The organism is Ralstonia flatus, from assembly GCF_958439105.1.
Classification (GTDB): Bacteria; Pseudomonadota; Gammaproteobacteria; order Burkholderiales; family Burkholderiaceae; genus Ralstonia; species Ralstonia flatus.
In genome coordinates this window covers 222,830-244,058 of sequence record NZ_CAUDLI010000007.1, presented here as the reverse complement: position 1 = coordinate 244,058, position 21,229 = coordinate 222,830, and the positions used below count along the sequence as shown (strand labels likewise).

17 protein-coding genes are annotated in these 21,229 nt (G+C 65.7%); 11 read left to right on the top strand and 6 right to left on the bottom strand.

The window, feature by feature from the left end:
• Positions 1-9: 9 nt before the first annotated feature.
• From R2676_RS17555 to R2676_RS17520, 8 genes are all read left to right on the top strand, one after another.
• Positions 10-999 carry a type II secretion system F family protein gene (locus R2676_RS17555; RefSeq protein ID WP_206274480.1) on the top strand — a complete coding sequence of 330 codons (990 nt, stop codon included), beginning with the start codon at positions 10-12 and terminating at the stop codon, positions 997-999.
• A 1-nt stretch (position 1,000) separates the two neighbouring features.
• On the top strand, positions 1,001-1,927 hold the full coding sequence (locus tag R2676_RS17550) for a tetratricopeptide repeat protein (RefSeq protein WP_206274479.1): 927 nt from the start codon (positions 1,001-1,003) through the stop codon (positions 1,925-1,927).
• Positions 1,924-2,247, top strand: a complete 324-nt coding sequence (locus R2676_RS17545) for a DUF3613 domain-containing protein (RefSeq protein ID WP_206274478.1) — start codon at positions 1,924-1,926, stop codon at positions 2,245-2,247. The genes R2676_RS17550 and R2676_RS17545 overlap by 4 nt, the downstream gene beginning before the upstream one ends.
• A gap of 64 nt (positions 2,248-2,311) precedes the next feature.
• Positions 2,312-3,991 (top strand): TadG family pilus assembly protein, encoded by a 1,680-nt coding sequence (locus tag R2676_RS17540; protein WP_316857512.1) that lies wholly within the window; start codon positions 2,312-2,314, stop codon positions 3,989-3,991.
• Positions 3,992-4,006: 15 nt separating this feature from the next.
• Positions 4,007-5,422, top strand: coding sequence for a sigma 54-interacting transcriptional regulator (locus R2676_RS17535; protein ID WP_206274477.1), 1,416 nt, complete (start codon positions 4,007-4,009; stop codon positions 5,420-5,422).
• Positions 5,423-5,528: 106 nt separating this feature from the next.
• A complete protein-coding gene (locus R2676_RS17530) occupies positions 5,529-6,320 on the top strand; it encodes a DUF2968 domain-containing protein (RefSeq protein ID WP_206274476.1) in 792 nt (263 codons plus the stop codon).
• 150 nt (positions 6,321-6,470) lie between these two features.
• Complete coding sequence (locus R2676_RS17525) at positions 6,471-9,710, top strand: bifunctional cytochrome P450/NADPH--P450 reductase (protein ID WP_206274475.1); 3,240 nt, start codon at positions 6,471-6,473, stop codon at positions 9,708-9,710.
• A 170-nt stretch (positions 9,711-9,880) separates the two neighbouring features.
• The gene (locus tag R2676_RS17520; RefSeq protein WP_206274474.1) at positions 9,881-10,171 is read left to right on the top strand and encodes a hypothetical protein; all 291 of its coding nucleotides are present in this window, start codon (positions 9,881-9,883) and stop codon (positions 10,169-10,171) included.
• 59 nt (positions 10,172-10,230) lie between these two features.
• On the opposite strand, the gene R2676_RS17515 is transcribed toward R2676_RS17520, so the two are convergent.
• The 3 genes from R2676_RS17515 to R2676_RS17505 all read right to left on the bottom strand — a co-directional run bounded on the left by R2676_RS17515 (position 10,231) and on the right by R2676_RS17505 (position 13,069).
• A complete protein-coding gene (locus R2676_RS17515; RefSeq protein WP_206274473.1) occupies positions 10,231-11,385 on the bottom strand; it encodes a Gfo/Idh/MocA family protein in 1,155 nt (384 codons plus the stop codon).
• A gap of 151 nt (positions 11,386-11,536) precedes the next feature.
• Entirely contained in the window at positions 11,537-11,881 is a 345-nt protein-coding gene (locus R2676_RS17510) for an antibiotic biosynthesis monooxygenase family protein (protein WP_103519081.1), read from the bottom strand.
• 48 nt (positions 11,882-11,929) lie between these two features.
• Positions 11,930-13,069, bottom strand: a complete 1,140-nt coding sequence (locus tag R2676_RS17505) for a cytochrome P450 (RefSeq protein ID WP_206274510.1) — start codon at positions 13,067-13,069, stop codon at positions 11,930-11,932.
• 88 nt (positions 13,070-13,157) lie between these two features.
• On the opposite strand from R2676_RS17505, the gene R2676_RS17500 reads away from it, so the two are divergent.
• Entirely contained in the window at positions 13,158-13,874 is a 717-nt protein-coding gene (locus R2676_RS17500) for an ArsR/SmtB family transcription factor (protein ID WP_147215655.1), read from the top strand.
• A 17-nt stretch (positions 13,875-13,891) separates the two neighbouring features.
• Here the strand turns inward: R2676_RS17500 and speG are convergent, their stop codons facing one another.
• Genes speG through R2676_RS17485 form a run of 3 tightly spaced genes read right to left on the bottom strand, consistent with a single transcriptional unit; the run spans position 13,892 to position 17,775 of the window.
• On the bottom strand, positions 13,892-14,434 hold the full coding sequence (speG, locus tag R2676_RS17495) for a spermidine N1-acetyltransferase (protein ID WP_206274472.1): 543 nt from the start codon (positions 14,432-14,434) through the stop codon (positions 13,892-13,894).
• 55 nt (positions 14,435-14,489) lie between these two features.
• Positions 14,490-15,632 (bottom strand): PepSY-associated TM helix domain-containing protein, encoded by a 1,143-nt coding sequence (locus R2676_RS17490; protein WP_206274471.1) that lies wholly within the window; start codon positions 15,630-15,632, stop codon positions 14,490-14,492.
• A gap of 22 nt (positions 15,633-15,654) precedes the next feature.
• Positions 15,655-17,775, bottom strand: coding sequence for a TonB-dependent receptor (locus R2676_RS17485; protein ID WP_206274470.1), 2,121 nt, complete (start codon positions 17,773-17,775; stop codon positions 15,655-15,657).
• A gap of 268 nt (positions 17,776-18,043) precedes the next feature.
• On the opposite strand from R2676_RS17485, the gene R2676_RS17480 reads away from it, so the two are divergent.
• Complete coding sequence (locus R2676_RS17480) at positions 18,044-19,120, top strand: oxidoreductase (RefSeq protein ID WP_316857510.1); 1,077 nt, start codon at positions 18,044-18,046, stop codon at positions 19,118-19,120.
• Complete coding sequence (locus tag R2676_RS17475; RefSeq protein WP_206274468.1) at positions 19,117-21,228, top strand: cation:proton antiporter; 2,112 nt, start codon at positions 19,117-19,119, stop codon at positions 21,226-21,228. The genes R2676_RS17480 and R2676_RS17475 overlap by 4 nt, the downstream gene beginning before the upstream one ends.
• The last annotated feature ends 1 nt before the right edge of the window (position 21,229 follow it).

Below are 21,229 nucleotides of genomic sequence, written 5' to 3'. Positions count from 1 at the left end.
GGAGGGCGCGTGGACGATACCTTGATCACTCTCAGTCTGACCGCAGCGGCCGCAGGTGTGCTGGTATTCGGCGGGCTTGCGCTGCGTGCAACGCTCACGCGGCATCGCAGCGCGCGCAAGCTCGATACGGCGTTGTCCAACATGCGCGCGACGGCGGCCAACCCTGCCGCACCCGCTGCGTCGCCGGTGGTGCAGCCCGCCGCAAAACCGCGCCCGCACGGCTCGCGTGAAGCTCAGCAGCTCCAGCAGCAGATTGCCAAGGTTGGGCAACGCTGGATCGACACAGGTTTGGGCCGCCGCATCGTGACCGAGGAAGACCGCAAGCTGCTTGAAGAATGCGGTTACTACGGTGAGCACGCCCGGACGGTCTTTGGCGGTACGCGTATCTTGCTGCCGCCGCTGCTCGCCGTGTTCGGCGCATTGCATGCGTCGTCGGCCCTGTTCGTGTTCGTGTTTGGATTTGTCGGCTTTGCATTGGGCTACCTTGCGCCAAAGTGGCTGCTGGGGCGTCGCAAGGAAAGCCGTCGGCGTCGTATGGACGATGAGCTGCCGGTCATGGTCGACATGTTGCGGCTGCTGCAGGGCGTCGGCTTGTCCATTGACCAGAGCCTCCAGGTGATTGCCAACGAATTCCACAGCATGCTGCCGGTGCTTGCGGGCGAATTTGGCCGCGCCAACCAGCAGTTCGCCTCAGGCCGCCCTCGCGAGCAGACGCTACTGCGCATTGCGCGCCTGTTTGACAACGAAGACCTGAAGGGTCTCATCACGCTGCTCACGCAGGTGGACCGCTTTGGCGGCGCGGTGCAGGAGCCGCTGCGGCAGTTCGGCGGGCGCCTACAGGAGAATCGCCGCGCTCGCCTGAAGGAGCGCGTGGGCAAGCTGACGGTGCAGATGACGATGATCATGGTGATGACGCTCCTGCCTGCGCTGCTGATCATCACCGCGGGGCCGGGCTTCATGGGCGTCATGCGCGGCCTGCAACAAACCGGGGGACATTGAGATGACACGCTTCCCAAACAGCGCGCGCGCCAGCCTTGCCGTGCTGACCATCCTCGTGGCCGGCTGCGGCTCGATGGCGACGTCCGACATGAGCCTGCGCGCCGATGCCGACATTGAAATGGCCCGTCAACGCCAGAACCAGGAGAAGGCCGAAATCACGAATCCGGCCACGTATCTTTCGTTGATTCGCAAGATGCAGGAGCAGGGCCTGTATTACGCTTCGTTGGCGCATATCGATGCCTATCAGCAACGTTACGGGCGGTCACCTGAAGTGCTGCTCATGCGCGCTGATGCGCTGCGCGAAACCGACCAGCTAGCAGCGGCCGACGCCGAGTATCGCGCGGTGGTCGGCGCCACCTCTGCCATGGGCGCGGGCACGCAGGGCGCTTTGCTCAATGCGGCGGCTTGGCGTGGCTTGGGCATCGTTGCAGGCCGGCAGGGCAATTTTGTCGAGGCGGCTCGCCGGCTGCAGGTGGCAGCACAGGCCAATCCGACCGACGCCAATACCGCCAGCGATCTGGGCTACGCACTGATGCGTGCCGGCGAGGTCGAGCAAGCCCGCGTGCCGTTGATGCAGGCCCAGCAAATGGCTTTGGGTAACCCGAAAGTTGCGGGCAACCTGGTGATCTGGCTCACCGTGAACGATCGTAAGGATGACGCTGCATCGCTGGCCGCACATGCACAGCTGACAGCATCGGCGCGCAAGGCCGTCGATGACGACGTCGCGCGCGTGCGTGCCGCTTGGCGAGATCGCCGTATCGCAAGGGAGACCACGACGATGGCGCCGCGCACCGTGGCAACCGGGCCTTCTGCCGCAGCGTCTGCGGGCGTCTCGGTCGCCGCAGCGGCGACTGCAACGCGTACATCGGCACGCCCGCTGGCGTTGCAGCGCGGTCGCCTGCTTGACACCTTGGAGGTTTCGCAATGAGTTTCCGCATCCTGATGGCCGCTGGTGTGGCGGCATGGCTGACGTGCGGCGTCGCCGGCGCTCAGGGATTTTCGGGCAACGATCCGCAGAGCGCGGCGCCCAAGGTCGGCACTAACGTGGGTGATGCGACCCGAGCGCTGCTCAAGGCGCAAACCGATGGCACCTACGCGGGCGAGTTCGTGCCGTTACGCGGCGAGCAGGCTGCGCTTGCCTATCAGCGCTACCTCAATTCGTTCAATCAGGCTATGCCGACCGCGGCTCAGCAGGATTCCGGAACGCGGGCGTCGACAATCAATCTTGTCCAGCAGCCCGCGCGCTGATCCTCTGACGAATGTGCCCCGCGCTGTGACACGAGCCGCCCCCCTCCGTCTTCGCCGAGCCGTCATGCTCCGCCGCCGCCTGCGTGGCGCTGTGAGCGTGATGACGGCCACTTTCGTCGCCACGGTCGGACTGGCGGTGCTGGTGTCGATCGATATCGGTAATCTGTTCTATCAGCAGCGGGCTCTGCAACGCTCCGCCGATCTTGCAGCGATGGCGGCCGTGCAGCGGCTGGACGTGCCTACCGCCGCCCAACAGGCAGTGGTACAGAACGGACTGACGGTTGACGGCAGCAATGTCACGCTAGCAGTTGTGCCGGGCGTGTGGGATGCCAGCGCAGGCACAGCGCCCACCTATTTCACCGCGCAGGCGGCCGTTGACGGCAACACCAACGCGGCGCAGGTCACGATCACGCAGAACGTGCCGTATTTCTTCATGGTGGGCCGGCGGCAACTGACGGCGACGGCCATTGCCAAGAACACATCCATCGTGGCGTTCTCCCTCGGGTCTGGGCTCGCCTCGGTCAATAACGGACTCCTGAACCAGCTGCTTGGATACCTGCTCCACACGAACCTGAATATCGACGCCGTCTCGTACCAGGGGCTGGCTACCACCAACATCCGGCTCGCCGATCTGGCGGTCGCGCTGGGGGCGGGTTCGATGCAGCAGTTGCTGTCCCTGTCACCAAGCCTGGGAAATCTTTTCAATGCCGTGATCTCGGTCGCGTCGCAGTCCGGGCTTGCCGGCGTATCTGTGGGCGGGGCAGGCGCCAGCAACGCGCTGTCGTTCGGCAGCGATTTGAATGTGCCGATCAATATCGGCGATGGTGGAGCCTCTTCGCCGGGCTTGCTTCAGGTGCTGGCCCTGGCGGGCAATGAACAGGCGGCACTCAATGCCACCGTCAACGTGCTCGATCTTCTGACAACGGCTGCACAGATTGCCAACAGCCAGTCGGCGGTGAATGTGGCGCCCGTTACGCTGAACCTTGTTGGGTTGGGGGCGGTCACGCTGTCGCTGAAGATCATCGAGCCGCCGGCCATCGCGGTGGGGCCTCCGGGACAGTTCTTGTCAGGGCCGAACGCCGGTCAGTGGAGGACGCAAGCGCGGACAGCGCAGGTTCGGTTGGGTTTAGGCATCAATGCCAACGTGCTGGGGCTTGCCGGCATTACGTTGCCGATCGGCTTGCAAGTTGCCGGCGCGCAAGGACACGCGAAAGCGAACAACTGTGTCGTTCCTCGTCAGAACTCGACGGCCACCATCTCGGTACAGCCGCAGCCTGTTTCGCTATGTATTGCTACGGGTGCAGATACAGCAGTCAGTGGCGCGTTGAATTGCTCATCGGCAGCTCCAGCGCCTCTCGTTAGCCTGATCGGAATCGGTGCAGTGAGCATCAAGGCCAATGTGTCGCCGGCGGCCAATTCTGGTTGGACCGATGAAACGATCGCGGCCACTCAGATCGGCTTGAATCCGCAGACCGATACGAGCGGCAATTCACCGCCGCGCGTTGCGACGCAGGCGGTATTCGGCTCGATCCTGAACAGCAATCTCAATCAACTGCAATTGACAGTCCTCGGAATTCCGCTGGGGCCGATCGGTGCGGCGATTCTGGCGCCGGTATTGGCTCTGATTGGCTCGACCCTCGACGCCGTCCTCACCCCTCTACTCGAAGTCCTCGGCATCCAACTCGGCTACGCCGACATCAAACTCCTCTCCCTCGACTGCGACGCCGTCGAGCTGGTTTACTGACATGGAAGCGACGACATGAAAACCGATCGCTGGGCGTACGAAACGCTTGAGATTTTTGTCTGGGAAGGCCGTCACGACATTGCCGATCGTGTGGCGCGGTTCATGGCGCCGTTCGGGGCGGAGGTGATCCGCGCGGGTGGGATCGATTTTCAGCCGGCCGAGCCCCGGCTGAAGCCGGCAGTGGCGGTGATCAGCGCGTCGGTGGTCGAAAGCGGCGGCTTTACGGTCCTTGACTGGCAGGCCGCGCAAGGCATGCCGGTGATTTGGGTGGCGGCGGACACGCAGCATGATCCCAGCCGCTTCCCGCCCGAATACACGCACGTGCTCGGGCCGGACTTTGGCGCAACGGAACTCCGAGCACAGATCAGCAAGGTTTTGCCGTCGATGTCGTCTGCGCAGGCTCAGGCGCAGGACCAGAGCGACCTCGTGGCCGCATCGCCGGCCATGCACGGGCTGCTGGAGCAGGTCGAGACCTTTGCCGATTGCGACAGCAACGTCATGCTTTACGGCGAAACCGGTGCCGGCAAGGAGCGCATCGCGCGTCTGCTGCACGATAAGAACAGCGTCTACGGCAAAGGCCCGTTCGTGGCGGTCAACTGCGGCGCGATTCCCGATGGGCTGTTCGAATCGCAGTTCTTCGGCCATGCCAAGGGTGCGTTCACGGGCGCCATGTACGCGCACCGCGGCTACTTCGAACAGGCCAATGGCGGCACGCTGTTCCTCGATGAACTGGGCGACCTGCCGCTGTATCAGCAGGTGAAGCTGTTGCGTGTGCTCGAAGACAGCGAATGCACGCGGCTGGGGTCAACGGTGCCCGTCAAGCTGGATTTCCGCCTGGTGGCCGCCACCAACAAGAACCTGCGCGAGATGGTCGCCACCGGCAAATTCCGCGCCGATCTTTACTTCCGCCTCGCCGTGATCGAGCTGCGCATCCCCAGCCTTGAGCAGCGCGGCGCGGACGACAAGATCGCGCTGCTGCTCTCGTTCCTGCGGCATTTGCTGGGCGACAAGACCTTCGATGCCATGCCGCCGGTGCCCGAATGGGTGCGGGCGTCGGTCGCCCGGGCCTACTTTGCCGGCAATGTGCGCGAGCTGCGCAACCTGGCCGAGCGCATCGGCATCACGCTGCGTCAGTTCGGCCGCTGGGACGAAGCGCGCATCCTGCCGCTGTTCGCCGGCCTGCAGCGTGACGCCTTCGAGCGGGAGGGCGGTAATGGAGGCCATGGCGGCTATGGCGAGCGCAGCAGCGGTGGGAATGGGGGCACGGGTGGCGAAGAAGAGCGCCGCCGTATCCTCGCCGCGCTGGACGCCAACAACTGGCGCCGCCAGGACACCGCCGCCACGCTCGGCATCAGCCGCAAGGTGCTGTGGGAAAAGATGCGCAAATACCAGATCGCCGACGGCGAAGCCGAGCTGCGCGAGCTGGAGTGACGCCATACAACACCCGACTGCGCGGCGGGCGCCCCGCGCGCCACACGGGCGGCGGATCGCGTATAGTTTTCGGCTGCAACACCTGCGCAGAATCCACAGGGTCGAGATGAGAACAAAAAAACAGTCAGGGAAAGCGTCGCATCGCGCGTTTCAGAGGGGATTGGCCATCGCGGCCGCAGTCGCAGTCGTGGCCGGTACGGCCGCCTGCACATCGGCCGTGGCGCAAAGCCCCGCCGCACCGCCCACCGCCATTGCACCGATTGCTGCCGCCGCGCCTGTGCCGGCACTGACCGCCACGGTCGGCCAGCCGGCAGCGACGGCGCCCGCCGCCAGTGTGGCCGCCACGCCCGCCGGCGCAGCCCGCACCGACGGTCCGGCACCCGCCAGCGCCGTCTTCGAACTGCAACAGCGCATGCAGGCGCATGAATTGTCCGAGCTGCGCACCACCTATAACGGGGCCTACGGCGCCAGCCTGCTGTTTGCCCAGAGCGACCTGACGTACTACGTCACGCTGTTCCAGCAGAAAGACCTTTGGCGAGTCATCAAGACCACCAATGAAGCCGCTGCCGAACGTCTGTATAGCGACTTCGCCCGGCAAACCCGCACGATGGCCGATCTGGAGCTGCAGCGGATTCGCCTGGAAGCCCAGAAAGAGCGTTCCGAGCGCCAGATTGCCGCCCAGCAGGAAAGGCTGCGTGGCCTGAAGACCGACCTGGATATCCAGCGTCAGCAGCAGGCCCAGGCCCAGGAACGACAGAAGGTCGCCCGCACGGAAGCCGAGGCCTTGGATATCGAACGCCGTGCCGCCCGCGCCCGCGTCGACGAATTGCAGCGTCAGATTCGCGAACTCGAAGCCCAGGTCAACGCGCCGTTCAATTCACAGCCGCGCCGCCGCTGATCCAGCGCTTCACATCGTCCCCAGATCGGGCGGCCTACGGGTCGCCCGATTCACTTTTAGGGGGCCGTATTCAAACATGGCGAGTTTGTTTGATGCATGGCAGGGCGGCGCGTACATTGGCGGACAACCCATTTTCGCAGTCGACCGCGCATGCGTTCCGCCTCCGAGTTACCCGCCAATGCCTCGCCCGCTGCGGCGGAGCCCATCCCGCAGCCCAAGGGCTTGCCGTGGCTGGGCAACCTGCTGCAACTCCCCAAAGACCGCTTGGCCCAGACGCTTCTGGAAACCAGCCGCCAGTTCCCCCAAGGTCTCTACCAGCTCGACTTTGCCGGGCGGCGCGTGCCGTTCGTCTATTCCGCCGATCTGGTGGCCGAACTCTGCGACGAAACACGTTTTCGCAAACTGATCGGCCCGCCGCTCTCGTTCCTGCGGGCGGGGGCGGGCGATGGCCTCTTCACGGCGCATCAGGACGAGCCCAACTGGGGCAAGGCGCATCGCATTCTGCTGCCGGCTTTCAGCCAGCGTGCGATGAAGGGTTACTTCGACGTGATGCTCGAAGTCGCCAATGCGCTGGCCGACAAGTGGGCGCGCCAGGGGCCAGACGCCGATATCCCCGTGGCCGACGACATGACGCGGCTCACGCTCGACACCATCTCGTTGGCGGGTTTCGGATACCGTTTCGATTCGTTCAACACGCCGGAGCTGCATCCGTTCCTGGTGGCCATGGTGGGTGTGCTGTCCGAAGCCATGGGCAAGCTCACGCGCCTGCCGCTCAAAGACCGCTTCATGCGCGAGCACCATCGCCGGTTCGAGCAGGACGTTGCCGCCATGCATCAACTGGTGGACGAGGTGATCCGCGCGCGCCGTCAGGCAAAAGATGGCGGCATCGGCGCGAGCGACTTGCTTGGGCTGATGCTCAACGCGCGCGATCCCGTGTCGGACGAGCCGCTGGATGACACCAACATCCGCTTTCAGGTCATCACCTTCCTGATTGCCGGGCATGAAACCACGAGTGGCTTGCTGACTTTTGCGCTGTACATGCTGCTGCGCCATCCGGCCGTGCTGGCCCAGGCGTATGCCGAAGTTGACCGCGTGCTGCCGGGCGATACCGTGCCGCAGTATGCGCACCTCGCACAGCTGGATGTGATCGAGCGCGTGTTGAAGGAAACGCTGCGCCTGTGGCCAACCGCCCCGAGCTTTGGCGTGGCGCCGTATGAAGACACGCGCATTGGCGGCCGCTACGCCATCCGCAAGGACCAACGCGTGGTGACCGTGCTGCTGGCGCTGCATCGCGATCCGGCGGTGTGGGATCGCCCCGAAGTCTTCGATATCGACCGCTTCCTGCCAGAGAACGAAGCGAAGCTCCACCCGCACGCCTACAAACCCTTCGGCAACGGCGAGCGCGCCTGTATCGGCCCCCAGTTTGCGCTGACCGAAGCCAAGCTGGCGCTTGCGGTGATCCTGCAGCGCTTTGCACTGTCCGACCCGTACGACTACGGCTTCCACATCAAGGAAACGCTGACGCTCAAACCGGACGGTTTCCGCCTGCGCGCGCGGCTGCGCAATGCGCGGGAGCGGTTATCGGTCGCCACGCCTGCCCGCACCGAGGCCGTCACGCAAGACGCCGCCGAATCTGCACTTGCCGGCGGCGGTGAGCCGATGCACGTGCTGTATGGCGGCAGCCTGGGCACCTGCCAGGACATCGCCGAGCAGCTCGCAGCCACCGCATCGCGTGCCGGGTTCGACGCCAAGGTAGCGCCGCTCGACGCCATTGCCGACGCGCTGCCGCAGCAGGGCACGCTCATTGTGGTAGCCGCTACCTACAACGGCCGTGCGCCGGACAGCGCCCGCACCTTGGAGGCGCGGCTCGATGCCGCCGATGCGCTCACCCGGCAGGCAACCGGGTTGCGTTATGCCGTCCTGGGTTGCGGCAACTCGCAATGGCCCGCGTTCCAGGCGTTCCCGAAGCGGGTGGAAGCGATGCTTGCCGCAGCTGGCGCGCAAGCCATCGTGCCGCGTGGCGAGGCGGACGGAAATGCCGGTTTCGATGCTGCCGTCGGCGCCTGGACGCGCAGCCTGTGGAGCGCCCTGGGCGCCCGCCAAACCCACGCCGACGGCCCGTCCGTCCACGTCGACTACGTTGCGCCTGATGCGCTCCGGGCCGCCACGCTGCCGCCCGCCGCACGCGCGATGACGGTGCTCGCCAATGAAGAACTCGTCAGCGACGCCACCGGCCTGTGGGATTTCACGCGGGAAGCGCCGCGCGGCCCGACGCGTCATCTCACCGTGCGGTTGCCCGACGACGTGACCTATGCCTCTGGCGACCACCTCGCCGTCTACCCACGCAATGCCGATGACCGTGTCGACGCCGCCATCGCGCGGCTTGCGTTGGAGGGCGATGCGCTCGTCACCCTGACCGCGCGCCATGCGCACGTGCGGCACCTGCCGCTGAACCAGCCGGTGTCCGTGCGCCAGCTGCTACGTGATTTCGTCGAGCTGCACGACACCGCCACCGTGCGCGATATCGCCGCGCTGCACGCGGCCACACGCTGTCCGTTCACGCGCGGTCAGCTTGCCGTCTGGCTCGAAGGCGATGACGCGGCCGAGCGCTTCGACCGTGACATTCAAGTCGCGCATGTCAGCGTGCTCGACTTGTTGATCCGCTTCCCCGCGATCGAGCTGACGCTGGAGGCGTTTCTCGCGCGGCTTGGGCCGATGCGCCCGCGCTTCTATTCCATCGCGTCGTCGGCACGGGTGTCGCCGGGTGTGGCCGCGCTGACGGTGGGCACTGTGTCGGGGCCGGCATGGTCTGGCGTCGGCACGTATCGCGGGACGGCATCGAACTACCTGATGACGCTGCATGCAGGCGCCGAGATCGCTGCCGCTGTGCGCACGCCGAATCCGCCGTTCGCACCCGACGCAGACGCCAGCAAGCCGATGGTGCTGATCGGCGCAGGCACGGGCATCGCGCCGTTCCGTGGCTTCCTGGAGGAGCGCGCCGCGCAGCAGGCGGCGGGCGAGGCGGTGGCAACGTCGCTGCTGTGCTTCGGCTGCCGCCACCCCGAGCACGACTTTCTCTACCGAGACACTTTGCGTGCGTGGGAAGACGCAGGCGTGGTGCGCGTCTTTCCCGCATATTCCTGCGTGGCCGAGCATCCGCATCGCTTCGTGCAGCATGCCCTGTGGGATGCGCGCGAAGCCGTGTGGGCAGCGTTCGATGCGGGCGCCACGTTGTATGTCTGTGGCGACGGCCGTGCGATGGCGCCAGCGGTGCGCGACACGCTCATCCGCATGCACCAGGCGCGCTACGGCAGCGATCTGCCGACCGCGTCGGACTGGCTGGCGGCGCAGATGCAAGCCGGCCGCTACCGGCAGGACGTCTTCAACTGACGCTCCGATAAGGTTGTTGCTGGTGTTGTGGCGCTGCCGCATCGGCTGCCCGCTTGAACCGGGGCCGGGATGCCACATGTTACGATTTGCCCCTTGGAGTACAGCGCTTTTGGCCCAGCGACGCCCTGTCAGGCGCGTCCGGCGCAGTGGCTCCACGAGGAGAAATGAGAATGTGGCGCCGAATCAAAGCGTCCTGGATGGCGATCTTTCTGTTCACCCTGCTGGGTGTCGGGTACTTGTGGATGTACCGTTTCGAGCCGCTGCTCTCCGGTGAGGCCGGCAGCGATGTGTTTGTGTGGGACCGCTGGACCCATCGCGTCTGTGCGCTGACCGACAATGGCGAAGCCACGGAATGGCGTTGCGATAACGCCATGGAAACCGACGGCTCCAGCAGCAACACCAATTCGGATGTCTCGATCCGCAAGCGCATGCGCGACGCCGTGCAGCGCATCAATCTGTAAATCCCGACTCCCACCCACGCCCGCCGTTCGTCGCGGGCGTTTTTCTTTTTCGGTTCTTCTTATCCCTGGCTGGGTTCAGCCGCGTCCACGAGTTCTGGCGACGGCACGGGCGGCAGCTTGCGCACCTGCGCAGTCTCCATGCGGCCTTGACGCTGGAACGGCCCCAGGTTTTGCGGCTGCCCCGATTCGAGCGCGCGCTCGATGGCGGCCAGTACACGCACGTCGGCCAAGCCTTCTTCGCCGTTCGGCTCGGGCTCTCGGTTGTTGAGGATGCAATCGGAGAAATACTGCAGCTCGCCGCCGAACTGGTCGGTGGCGTCAAACGCTTGTTCGTGCGTCTTGCCATCAATGGTGGCGCGGTATTTCAGCCCCACGCCAAACATGAAGCCTGGCGAAACTTCCAGATCGCCTTTCGTCCCGAGGATGCGGTACTGGTCGATGCTGGCGCCGCTGTAGCTCACGACGAACTGGGCGACGCGGTGGTCGGCAAAGCGCAGTGTCACGCTGACGGTGTCGTCGAAGTTGAACGGGAGGTCGGGGTCACGCACGCCACAGGCGGACACCTCGACCGGCTCTTCGCCAAAGAGATTGCGCACCGCGTTGATGGGGTACACGCCCATGTCCGACACCGGCCCGGCCCAATAGCCGTGGTTGGCGCGGTGGTTGGACGGCGCCACCGATTGGCTGAAGACGGCCGAGAACGCGCGAATGCGGCCCAGCTTGCCGGTTCGCACCAGTTCAATGGCGGCCAGCGTGGCGGGCTCGAAATGCAGCCGGTAGGCAATCATCAATTTCGCATTGCCGTTGCGGGCCGCTTCGATCATCGCTTCGCAATCGGCCTCGCTGGTGGCCATGGGCTTTTCAAGCAGGACGTGGATGCCGCGCTGGAGGGCGGGGAGGGCGTACTGCCGGTGCATGTCGTTGGGCAGCGCGAGGTAGATCGCGTCGATATCGCCCGAGGCGAGCAGCTGGTCGTAGTCCGCATAGCCGTGGACATGCTCGATGCCGTAGCGCTCGGCCAGCGCGGTGGCCTTGACCTCATCGCCGGTGACCAGCGCCGTGACGACGGAGTTGCCGCTTTGCGCTACGCCCGGCAGAAACGCGGCCTGGGAAATCCACCCCGCGCCGACCACGGCATAACGCACCGGGCTCTGAACGGTGCGGGCTGGAGCGACTTGCGGCTCACTTTCAGCCTCATGAGAAGCGGTATTCATGACAATTCCTTTGCAATCGTTGCGCACGGCAGCATGCCGGGCCGTGATGCGGCGTGCTCGACCGTGCGGGTTCTGACTGATTAAGCAAAGGTGGTGCCCGGCGGGCGCAAAAGGCGTCACATCGGGCGCGCAGAGGTGCCTGGCCCTGCGCTCAGGCGTGCTCGGCGCGGCTGTCGGTTGGGGCTTCGTCGCGCTCGGTCATGCCGTAGTCGCGCACCACGTGGGCGATGCGCAGGCGGTAGTCGGCAAACGCGCGGTCGCGGCCGACGTGCTGCGCGCCGCGGTGCTGCTCCATGTTGCGCCAGGCCTTGACGGCCTCTTCATCGCGAAAGAACGACAGCGAGAGCATCTTGTCCGGATTGGTGATGCTCTGGAAGCGCTCCACCGAGATGAAGCCGTCGACCTGCTCGAGCAGGGGCTTCAGCCGTGCGGCAAGGTTGAGGTAGGTGTCGCGCTGGCCTTGTGCAGGCTCGACTTCAAAGATGACGGCGATCATGGCAAGTCTCCTGTGGGGTGTTTTCGTGATGCGTTCGTGGGTGCAACTTCAAGCTTGAAAGCGGGGAATGCGCGCATTGGGGGAGGGGCGGTATGCCACCTCGCCAAGGCTGGCGAGCCATCGGTCGACATCCTGCAGGCTCAGCAGATGCCGCACCGTTGCGCCCGCGATGGTGGTGGCCAATGCGTCGGCGGGGCAGCGGTGCGCGCCACCGCCGAAGGTCCACAGGCGCGGCGCTGTGCGGTCGATGTCGAAGCGTAGCGGGTCCGGGTTGGTTGTGCCATCCACGTTGGCAGCGGCCAGCAGCACCAGGATCTTGTCGCCCGCGCGCAGCGGCTGGCCCAGCAGCGCGATATCGTGCGCGACGAAGCGGCGCGTGTTCTGCACCGGCGCATCGCGGCGCAGGACTTCACGCACGAAAGGCTCGATGGCGAGCGGCTGCGCGCGCAGCCGGGCCGTCAACTCGGCGTGCCGCGACAGCGCAACGATGCAGTTGCCGAGCAGGCCGGCGCAGGCGTCGTAGGTTTGCGCGAGGAGGGCGGCGAGATTGGCGATGTCGGCGTCGTTGTCATCGTCACTGCCGGCGAACGGCGCGTCGGCAAAGCGCTGCTGCAAGCGGCCCACGGCGGCATCGGCCTGCGCGACCACCCCTGCGCTGGCCCCCGGGCCCAACGCGGCCAGGTAGGCGGCAATGTCGGCCTGGCAGGCAGGCGCATCGGCGTGATCGCCCAGCAGCGTTTGCGCCATCGTGGCGAGCGGCACGCGAAAATGGGCATCGGCATCCAGCGCGGTATCCAGGCTGGCTGCGTCGGGCAAAGTAGCGCGCGCTTGCCGCTGCGCGCGGCTGGCCAGCGCCGATACATCCAGCCGGCCCAACGCGGCCATCACCTTGGCTTTGCGCGTGCTGTGATCCGGCCCGTCGATCTGGCGCACGAGGCGGCCAAAAAATGCGCCCGTGGGCGTTGCCGCCACGGCCTTGGGCACCGGCTCTTCTGCAGGCCGTACGCGACAGGCGGCACTGCCAAGCACGGCATCGACAGCTTCGCCGCCGGCGGCCACCCACCAGCCGAGCGTGGCATCGAAGAAGAACGGACGCGTGGCGGCCAGTTCGGCGTAGTAGGGCGCGGGGTCGGCATGCACGATGGCTTGCAGCACGTCGGCGGGCGGGGCGGTGTCGGGGGCGGTCATCTGCGTGGGGCGCGGGAGTAAGATGGCTCCCATTCTCAGGACTGGCCGCCCGCCTGTCACGCGCCAACAGTTTGGTCTCCATCGAACCATGACCGCATCTTCCCCAGCCACCGCTTCGACAACCCAGCCGGACATCGGCCGCGTGGCCGCCACCATTGGCGATCCGACCCGCATCCGCATGCTGCTGCTGTTGATGGAAGGCCGTTCGCTCACCGCCAAGGAACTCGCTTACGGCGCTGGTGTGGAGCCCGCCACGGCCAGCGCGCACTTGCGCCGGCTCGAGGCCGATGCGCTCATCACCTCGTTGTCGAGCGGACGCTACAAATACTTCGGGCTGCGCTCTCCGGCGGTGGCGGAGATGATCGAATCGCTGCTGGTGGTCGCACCTGAAAAGCCGGCCGACCCGCGGCGCTCAGCCGTGCCCGAAAACCTGCGTGCCGCACGCCTGTGCTATGACCACTTGGCTGGGCAGCTTGGCACGGAGGTGTCGGAGAAATTGCTGTCGCGCGGCTGGCTGACGCAGCTCGATGAAACGCACGGCGCCTACGACGTCACGCCCGAGGGTGAGCAGGCGCTGGCCGCCATCGGCGTCGACGTGAATGCGCTGCGCAATGGCCGACGCCGCTTTGCTTACGGTTGCATGGATTGGAGCGAACGTCGCCCGCATCTGGCAGGCGCGCTCGGGGCCGCCGTGGCGGAGCGCTGTATCGCGCTGGGCTGGCTGGCGCGGCAGAAGCATTCGCGGGCGCTGAACATGACCGAGGTCGGGCAGCGCGAATTGCATGCGTGGCTGCGCACGGCGTAGAGCCGTGCTGTTGTGGGTCAGTTGGCGCCGCGGATCGACTTGACGTAATCGCGCTGGAACACGCACATGCGTAGCGCGTTGTGATACGCGCCGTTGCTGAAGAACTCTTCGATCAGCTCGCCTTCGCGCTGGAAGCCGCATTTCTCGTACACGTGGATCGCCCGTTCGTTCACCACGTCGACAACGAGATACAGCTTGTGCAGATTCAGCACCATGAACGCATAGTCGATGGCCAGTCGCGTCGCGGTTGACGCATAGCCGTGACCTTGCCAGCCGGGCGCGATGATGATCTGGAATTCGCCGCGGCGGTGGATGTAGTTCAGCTCCATCAACTCGACCAGACCCACGGCTTCGCCGGCATCGTTTTCGCAGATGAAGCGGCGCTCGCGCTGGTCGTGCACGTGGCGGTCGTAGAGTTGCGAGAGTTCAGTAAAGGTTTCGTACGGCTCTTCGAACCAATAACGCATGATCTTCGCGTCGTTGTTCAGCTCGTGCACGAAACGCAGGTCGTTGCGCTCGAGCGGGCGCAGGCAGAGGTCGCGGGATTTTTCGATCACCATGATGTTGTCCTTGTTGTGTTGAGGCGCCCGACATCGCGTCGACGCCCCTGCGTTCTCAGCAAGGACGTGTCGCTGCGGATGCGTGTTTGCGCTGCGGTTGCGCGCGTCGGCGCCGATCGAGATACAGCCACCACCCCGTTGCCGCAAACACCGGCAGCATCAATGCTCCAATCAACACTAGCACGACGCCGATCGGTCCGAAGTAGCGTCCATTGTGAAGCGGCAACATGCCTGCCAGCAGGCGTTGCATCGGCGGCTTGTCGGCGAAGGATTCGTTGCGGATGACGACGCCGGTGCTGGCGTCTAGCGTCAAGCGGTTGAAGGCCCGGTCATGCGGTGCATCTGCGGGCAGCCAGTTGATATCGACCTTGCCCGTGCGGGCATCGTCAATACGCAGGGTGGCGGTTCCGTAGTTCGACGCGTTGGCCAGGAAAACGTTCCACGTGCGCTCCAATGCCGCACCGTCGAGCGGTTGTCGCGCGCCTTCCACCGGTTTTGCCTTGGCGGCAACCGGCATGCCGGCCAGGCGCTGCAAGCCATCGCGGTACCAGTCATACGCCCAATACAGCCCGCTGAAGGCGGCGAGCGAATACAGCGGCAACACCAGCGTGCCGATGACGGTGTGCACGTCCCACCAGCGGATGCGACCGGCGCGGCTCCATCGGATCACGAGCCAGCTTCGCCAGTTCGTGACGCGACGCGGCCAGCGGAGGTACAGGCCCGAGAGGGCCATTACGACAAGCCCCACCGTGCTGGCTCCGACGATCTGCTTGCCGATCTCATCAGCCAGCAGCGTTCGATGCAGCAGCTTGACGGTGGCAAAGAAGCGCTGTGCGCGCGCTTCGGGCAGCAAGGTGCCGGTGGCGGCATCGATGTAGCGCAGCTCTCCGCGGCTGCTGCCGCCGTGTTTGCCGGGCGGCCAGCCATACCAGACGCGCCACGGCTCGGTTGGGTCGGACGCAGCGGTGATGAAGGTGACGGGGCGATCCGGCATGGCCGCACGCGCCTGCGCTGCGACCTGCGGCAGCGTCGGCGCAGCGCCGCTGCGTGCGGGCAGGGTGAGCACGCCGGGATTGAGCGCGCGCAGCAGTTCATCTTCGTAGGCCATCAGCACGCCGGTAGCGCCGACGATGGCCAGCACCACGCTGGCTGACAACCCGATCAGCCAGTGCAAGCGGAAGAGCACCCGTCGCAGCATCGCCCGTTCGCCTGTTCGACGCTTACATCTTGTAGCGCAGGCCGAGCAGCGCCATGCGCGGGGCGCCCGGCATGTTGTAGTTCTCGGCGCCGCCATGCGCCGACACGTAGTAGGCGCGGTTGAACAGGTTCTGCAGGTTCAACGTGACATCAAGCTGCTTGCTGCGATAGCCAGCGCCCAGATCGACGGTCATGTAGCCGGGCAGCGTCGTCAGGTTGTACTGCGATGCGTAACGCGCAGCTTCCGCACGCACGCCACCGGCTACGTAGAAGCCGTTCGGCAGATCGTGCTTGAGCCACACCGAGCCGCTATGCCGCGGCGTGAGCGACGGCTGGTTGCCGTTGACGGCCACGCCACCGCTGCGGTCGTTCGGGTTTTCCAGGCGGCCGTTCAGGTAGGCATAGCTCGCCATCAGCGACCACGTCTTCACGATCTCGCCCGTGAACGACAGCTCCAGCCCGCGCGTGCGTTGCGTGCCGATAGGCACGCCCAGCAGCGTGACCGGATCCGCCGCCGTCAGGTTGGTCTGCTTCATGTCGAACAGCGCGGCCGTGACGCTCGCGCCGGCCGAGAGGTCGTACTTCGCGCCGACCTCGTAGTTCGTGGTCGATTGGGGGGCCAGCGCGCCGCTGTTCGGGAAGAAGGTGAAGCTATCGGCCAGCGGCTGGAACGAGCGGCTGTACGACGCGTACAGCGAGAGCGGCTCGATCGGGTGATACACAACGCCGAAGCGCGGGCTGACCGGCTTGTCGGTGCGTGACAGATCGAAATTGCGCGGGGTCAGGTCGTCGCGGCTTTGCTTGAGGATTTCATAGCGCAGGCCGGCGAGCACCGTCCATTGCGGCGAAAACTTGATCAAGTCCTGCACGTACGCTGCATACGTCTCGTTGTGCGAGAGGCCGTAGTTGGTCGGCACCGCGTTGCCGGGCACGGTCGGCAACACCTGCAGCGTGGGGTTGAACAGGTTGTACGTCGTGGTGCCCGGCGCGCCGGCCACGCGGTCGCTCTTGTCCTGATAGCCCAGCTCGATGCCGTACAGCAGCGTGTGCTGGATGCCCCAGGTCTCGGCCTTCTGCGTCAGCTCGTTCTGCCACAGCGTGCCGCGGTCGTTGCGGTTGCGCTGGTTGACGGCGAGCGTGACGGTCGGGATCGGCCCATCGGTGACGCGGCTGACCGTCGTGTAGTTGTTGCGGCCAAGCGAGTATTCGTAGTTGCGCACCACGCTGTGGAACGACCACTTGTCGTTGAAGCGGTGGTCCAGCGTGCCGGTCACGCTCTTGACGGTGGATTCGACATTGCCGGCGCCCGCATCGGCCGAGCCGTAGCGCGTCTCGATGGGAACGTTCACCGGACGACCGCGATACGACGGCACGCCCTGGTCAGCGATGCGCTTGTCGTGCAGGTAATCGAACTGCACCGTCAGCTTGGTATCGGGCGCCAGGTTGAACAGGAACGACGGCGAGATTGCCTGACGGCGCAGGAAATAGTCGTTGCGGAAGCCGCCCGAATCTTCAACCGCACCGGTAATGCGCGCGCGGATGGCGTCGTCGTTGATGGACGTGTTCAGGTCGAACTCGGCGCGCTTCTGGCGCTCCGTGCCGACCACGACGCCCACCTCGGCCAGCGGCGTGGCCAGCGGTTTCTTGGTCACGCGATTGATGATGCCGCCGGACGAACCGCGCCCGTACAGCACGGCCGCCGGACCTTTCAACACCTCAATGCGGTCGATGTTGGACAGATCGCGGAAGTAGAGCGAGTCGTCGCGCAGGCCGTCGACGTACTGGTCGTTGATCGACGAGAAACCGCGAATGGTCACCTGATCGCGCTGCGCGTCGCCCAGCGAGGCCGACACGCCCGGCACGTTGCGCAGCGTGTCGTTGATCGAGAGCGCGCCCTGGTCCTGAATCACCGCGCGCGGCACGACGTTCACCGACTGCGGAATCTCGCGCAGCGGCACGGGAATCTTCGTGGCGGTGTTCGCGATCGGCGTGTCGTAGCTCGTGCTGCTGCGTGTGCCCTTGACCGTGGACGTCGGCAACGTGCCCGCATCGGCTGCGGCAACGGTGTCGGCTGCAGTTGCCACATGGGCAAATGGCAGCGTTCCAAGGACGGCCAGAGACAGGCACAAACGTTTCGGCGGCATTGCAGTTCCCGTAAAGTGAAAAGTAGGACGCGACTCCCTCCCCCGAGGTGCGGCGCCTTCAGAATGTGAAGGCGCAGATAATAATGAGAACAATTCCTATTTACAAGAGAGTTAAGGCGCGTTTTTGACGATGCGCAACGTTTGCTAACCATGGGTGAGGCAATTGTTTACGTCATAACCCCAAGGTTGCGGGCACTAAGTTGCGAGGCCGTCGTCTGACTCGCCTGTTTTCTGCCATTTTTTCGACATGTCGCATTCATCACATCAGATGCCATTGAGGGCCGCTTTGATCGGCTACGGTTATGCGGGCAAGCTCTTTCACGCTGCATTGATCGACGCCACGCCAGGGCTGCATTTGCAGGTCATCGGCTCCAATCGGCCGGAGGCGGTGCATGCGGATCGGCCGCAGGCTGTGGTCTGCGCGCCGGAAGCGGCGGCCACGCACCCGGACGTCGACCTCGTCGTCATCGCCGCGCCAAACGACCGCCACGCGCCGTTGGCGGAAGCTGCGCTGCGAGCGGGCAAGCATGTCGTCGTGGACAAGCCGTTCACCGTCACGCTGGCAGAGGCGCGGCATCTGGCGCGGGTGGCGTGGGAGACGGGGCGCATGCTGTCCGTCTTCCAGAACCGCCGCTGGGACAGCGATTTCCTCGCCGTGCAAGCCGCCATCGCGGGCGGCGCGATTGGCGAGGCCATGCACGTCGAGGCGCATTTCGACCGCTATCGCCCGCAGGTGCGTGCGCGCTGGCGGGAGCAGGCGGGGCAGGGCACGGGCATCTGGTTTGATCTCGGGCCGCACTTGGTCGATCAAGCCCTGCAACTGCTTGGCCTGCCCGATACGGTGAGCGCTTCGTTCGCACGGCAGCGGCCGGGCGCAGAGACGCCGGACTGGGCGCATGTCGTCCTGGAAATGGGTGAGCGCCGGGCCGTGCTTCACGCGAGCATGCTGGTGGCGGGCGGCTCGCCGCGCTGGGTCGTCCACGGCACGCGCGGTTCGTTCATCAAGCGGCGGATGGATCAGCAGGAAGCGCAACTGCTGGCCGGCATGCAACCCGGCGCGCAAGGCTGGGGCGCAGACGACGACGCAGGTCTGCTCATCGACGGCGCAACGTCCACCGAAACCCCCGTCGCAACGCCTGCTGGCGATCAGCGCGCGTACTACGCCGCTGTGCGCGACGCCATCCTCGGCGAGCGTGCAAATCCTGTCCCGCCCGTGCAGGCGGTGGCCGTCATGGCCGTGCTCGAAGCCGCCGTGGCCGCTGCCGAAACCGGCACGGCCGTCGTGCCGGACCTGACCGATGTCGAACGCGCGGATTGGCGCGCCGCGCGGGAGACCGCCTCGTGAACGGCGTCGTGATCCTGTTGCTGGTGGCGGGCGGTCTGCTGGCGGTGGTGGCGCTGGTGCAGATGCTGGCCTCGCGCCTGACGTTGCCGGAATCGACCTTGCTGGCGCTGGCGGGCATCGGTATCGGCGGCGCCTATGTGATCTTGCGCAGCAGCGCGCCCGCCTTTGCCACCACGTTTTTCGCGCCGCTGGTCGATCCGAGCTGGCCGGCGGAGGCTTACCTGTGGCTGTTCCTGCCGCCGCTGTTGTTTCAGGCAGCGCTGTCGGTCGATGTGCGCAGCATGGCGCCGGATGCCGCGCCGATTCTGATGTTGGCCATCGTGGCCGTGGTGGTCGCCACGGGCGTGATCGGACTCGCAGCGGCCGCCGTCACGCCGTTTGGCATCGTCACGTGCCTGCTGCTCGGCGCGATGATCGCCACGACCGATCCGTCCGCCGTGATTGCGGTGTTTCGCGATGTGGGCGCACCGGCGCGGCTGATCCGCCTGGTGGAAGGCGAGGCGCTGCTGAACGATGCGGCCGCCATTGCGATCATGGGCGTGCTGCTTGCCATGCTGACGGGGCACGGCGGCGATGCGTCCATCGGTGCTGGCCTGCGTGAGCTGGCCAAGGCGTTTGGCGGCGGCGTGGTGTTTGGTTTGATCGCCGGGCGCATCGCCGCATTCCTGCTGCCGGCGCTGCGCGGCATCGCCCAGGCTGAAGCCGCGTGGACGCTCGCGCTCCCGTATCCGCTGTATCTCGTGGCGGAAAACATGTTGGGCGTGTCGGGCGTGGTGTCGGTGGTGTCTGCGGGGCTGGTGATCGGCGCGCTGGGCCGCACGCGGCTGACGCCGCGCAACTGGTCGCATCTGCAACTCATTTGGGAGCAGATTGCGGCGCTGGCTGGGGCGGTCGTCTTTCTGTTGGCGGCAGTGCGCGTGCCGGAGCTGCTGCACGGCGTGGTGTGGAAAGACGCGCTGTGGCTCGCGGTGATCGTGCTGGCGGCACTGGCGGCGCGCCTTGTGGTGCTGTTTGGCCTGCTGCCCGCGCTGGCGTGGCTCAAGCTCTCCGCGCCGGTCAGTCATGCGTACAAGCTCGCGATTGCGTGGGGTGGCCTGCGTGGCGCCGTCACGCTGGTGCTGGCCTTGGGGGTGGCCGAAAACCAGGCCGTGCACGAAGCCGATCGTCATTTCGTCACCATCCTCGCCACCGGCTTTGTGCTGGTGAGCGTGCTCTTCAACGGCGCCACCTTGCGCTGGGTGATGCGGCAACTGGGGCTGGATCAGTTGTCGCCACAAGAGCAGGCGTTGCAAGGGCAGGCGCTGAACATGTCGACGGAAGAAGTGGAATCGACCATGCGCCGAATCGGTGGGCATTTTCATTTCACGTCGGGCGCGACTGATCAGGCGGCGGAGGTGTATCGGCGGGAGGTCGCGGCCGGCGCGCTCGAACTGAACTTGGAAGAAGCGTTGTCCGAGCGTGAGCGCCTGACCATCGGCCTCGTTTCGCTTGCGACGCGGGAGCGCGAGCTGATTCCCGAGTACGGCAACGGCCTCGTCTCGATCCGCAACCTCGACGCCATGATGCGCAACACCGCCGACATGATCGACGCAGCCCGCACGGAGGGGCGGCTGGGTTACAAGCGCGCATCGCGGCGCATCCTGGCCAAGAACGCAGGCTACCGTTTTGCGGTGTGGCTGCACCGCGTGGCGCATATGGACCGGCCGCTGGCCAACGCGCTGGCCGATCGCTTTGAGCTGCTCATTTGCCGCCAGACGGTGCTCGAACGCTTGCGCGCGTACAACCGTGCATCGTTGCAACCGGTGCTCGGCGAGCGTATGGCAGACCTGCTCGACGGTGTGTTGATCGCCCGGATCGAGGCCGCGGAAGACGGCTTGGCCGAGCTGCGCGAGAAGTTTGGCGACTACAGCGCCGCGCTGGAAAAACGCCTGCTGGTGCTGTTCGCGCTGTATATCGGCCAGAGCAAGATCGACACGATGCTGGCCGAAACCGTGATCTCGAAAGAGGTCTACAAGCAGATCAGTGCGGTGATCCGCCGTGCCTGGATGGCCGCGCTGCCGCGGCCGCCGCTGTCGACTGCGCTGCGTGCGGCGGACGCAGCGCAGTAGC